Annotated in this window: 2 protein-coding genes and 1 pseudogene; all 3 read right to left on the minus strand. The window is 45.7% G+C overall.

All coding sequences use genetic code 11. The annotated features are described in order from the left end of the window. Positions 1 to 184: pseudogene (locus KCR01S_RS25530) on the minus strand (hypothetical protein); the annotation flags it as partial. A gap of 258 nt (positions 185 to 442) precedes the next feature. Further along, positions 443 to 1,465, minus strand: coding sequence for a fimbrial protein (locus tag KCR01S_RS23470; protein WP_061285256.1), 1,023 nt, complete (start codon positions 1,463 to 1,465; stop codon positions 443 to 445). 23 nt (positions 1,466 to 1,488) lie between these two features. Then, positions 1,489 to 3,062 (minus strand): fimbria/pilus outer membrane usher protein (locus KCR01S_RS23475; RefSeq protein ID WP_156478810.1); only part of this gene is annotated, 1,574 nt, incomplete at its 5' end.

Below are 3,062 nucleotides of genomic sequence, written 5' to 3' on the forward strand. Positions count from 1 at the left end.
TAACAGAGGAGAAATTCCAGCTATAGCGACCACCGGAGATCGCATCCATTTCCATTACAGATAATTGTTTCATATTTATTCCTTTAATTAATAAAGCTAAGATTAAAATGCCGCTACTACGATTAGTCGTAACCAGCGGAAGAAAAATAGCGGTGAAGATGGTTACTATCAACTGAAATAACATGAATTGTTGATGAATTCACTACTGGCAAACTGAGTTGTCATGTCTTAAATTTCGATTTATTAATGTGTAATTGGATCTGCGTTTTTGATGCCTGCTAATAAATGTAGGGATATAGTTTTTATGTTTTTATATATAGCGTCAGGGTTTTTTAATTAACGTTCTGTTCCTGTAGTAGAGGATATTTTCATATGAATGCAGAAAAACGCCTGATACAGATGATAGTCTATCGGTATCAGGCTTTTTCTAATTATTTAGAATCTATTGTTCCTGAATAACAACCTGAAATACCGCTTTAACATTACCCAGTGATACTTCCGCCGCATTGTCGCTAAAGCGATAGTAATCAGCCGTGAAGTCAAAAGATTGTGATGATTTTACATTGGTGATTTTGTAGTCATCGGTGTTATAGAATTCAACTGGTGTGTTGCCTTTCTTGATAATGATACCCACTTTTTGAGCCGCTCCCGATCCGGTTATCTGGTTATCTATGATGCCATCGCCGGATGCACTTGCCCCGCTTATAGGGTTAAACCAGTAAGTTACCGTAGTGCCGAGAGATTCCTGAGGGCAATTTAGGTCCATAGTAATGGTCTTTTGTGACGGTGTAATCCCACCACGGGCTACCGACATTAGATTATCTTTACTGATTTTTTTCAGCGTTATCTGGCTGGAGCCTGCGACAGAAACATTGCAGGAAGTATTTTTGTAATTCAAATTAGATAATTTGATCGTTGCCTGGTATAGCAGGCGATCGCTGGGGTTGGGGTTAGTTTGTGGATTACCGGCAGAGAAGCTAATAGCGGAATTCTCACTTGTGTCGTTAGTGTTGATGGTCGGTTTAGTTTTGATTAACCATACGGTGATAAATTTATAGCTATTTCCCCCTGTAGTGTTTTCGATGGGCACGAGCGTTGAGCCGACGACGGCTGGTACCAATGAACCATTCTTGCTCAGCAGAATGTCTGAAACCTGATAACCAATACCATCAATACCCGTCTCATACACGGGTTTACCCTGGATCCCGGTGACTCCGGGGATCGCTGATGCAGTTGAATCAATGATGTACTGGTCATTCATAATTTTACTACATGTAAAAGTTTTATAGGCCCCGGTACCAAATTTTTTGGAATAAAGCACAGCCCCAACTGGAATAGAGGGATCTAGCGCAATACGTGGCGATAGTGATAATACCTGGCGTTGGGTGCTGCCATCGTATGTACATTTTGCCATTGCATTGTTTGCGCAAATTAGCATCACTAACAGGATAAATAGTTTGTTCATTAATCATCGTCCTTGTCTGAATATTAGCGGCAGATAGCTGACGTCTGGCTGATTCTAGCCTGCTGGCCATTCCGGTCTGGAAGATTGAAGCTGGCTTGACAACGCTGGTTAGGTCCTTCACCCCATTGAACCTTCAGTATCCCTGTTTGTTGCAGACCTGCCAGATAGACCATACCGGCGTCGCTAACGATTCCAGTTTGTGCCTGAGTGTTGTTATTCAAGGAGACCATGGCGCCATACGGAATATCTTTGCCATCAGCTGTTTTCAGATAAATAAAAGCACGCTGCCCAATATTGCCACTGTAGCTGGCTCGAACAATTGCCCCATGAGTCGGTACGACGGACTGGGTTGTCTGCGGCAATTCCATATCATCCCCCAGGCTAGTACTGTCCAGCGTAATATCGGTACTACGATACGGAGTAACATAAGGCACGATGGCATAGCCGCGATAATCCGTTGTAATCGTGGCGTCGCTGGTTAACTTAACGTCATCCAGACCCGGTGCTTGAACGAGTACCGCAGCATCGGTAATTTGTTGCCCAAAGGTGAGGCCGTTGGCATGGGCAACGATACTGCCATCTGCACCATAGTCGATGCGTTGGCTATCGTGGTTGTAACTATATCCCGCGTTAGCGCTACCGTGTGAAGCCGTATAAGTTGCTCGCAGATCGCCGCTGTTGAAGGATCTATTGCTATAGCCTTCCTGAACGCTCCAGTCGAGGCTGTCATTTTCCAGCCCAACGCCCCCGACGGTGACATATTGATCGGTGGTCCCCGGACTGCTATTAGTTAGCTGATAGCTTGCGTAAGAATTTGGGAGCCAGTTACTAAACGGAATCGTGACCGTTAATGTCACTCTCTGATCGTCATGAGCATCTTTGTCTGAGCTGTCGGCATTCCAGGTATAGCGGTTGTAGCTGTAGCCGACGTAATAGTTAATTCCTCTCCAGCCGCCGTTATAGCCGACGTTGATCGAACGGTTGGTTCGCTGATCGTCCCAATAGTCTTCAATTAATCCGCTAATTGATATGCTACCCAAAGAGCTGCCGAGACTTTGGTTTACGGTTAGGTTAGTGCGGTTACGCAGTGAGTGAGGTGAAGTGTCGTTTGTATCCGAGGTATAGGTATCAAGCACTTCAGAAAGGGTATGGAATCCGCTGGTTGAGTAACGATAACCAGCAATAGTGATGTTGGTTCCGGTCTCCAGAATATTTTTACCGTATCGGATACGCCAGGATTGCCCTGACGTTTTCTCTTTATCTTGTTCTTTCGACCATGCCTGAGTCAGGTCTGCAGAAGCTGCGCCGAAGTCGCCAAGGCTATACCCCAAACCACCGGTCAACGCCTGGTATTTTGATGCGGCCTGGATCCCCGCGTATGCAGTGGTATTGGTCGACACGCCATAGGTCAATGTCGCCTGAGTAAACGGCGTATTGTCTATGTCGTTGTCATAAGGACGATATTGGCCAGAGGTAATTTCGTACTGGAACTGACCCTCTCTGATCATCACCGGCAGGGTCGCAAACGGTACGACAAAGCTTTGCGTGGAGCCATCTGATTCTTCAACGGTGACATACAGGTCCCCGCTACCGCCGC

The sequence above is a fragment of the Kluyvera cryocrescens NBRC 102467 genome (genome assembly GCF_001571285.1).
Lineage (GTDB): Bacteria > Pseudomonadota > Gammaproteobacteria > Enterobacterales > Enterobacteriaceae > Kluyvera > Kluyvera cryocrescens.

Bases quoted from the DNA above. Each gene is read 5' to 3' on its own strand.
- KCR01S_RS23470 (WP_061285256.1), bottom strand. From the start codon at position 1,465: ATGAACAAACTATTTATCCTGTTAGTGATGCTAATTTGCGCAAACAAT.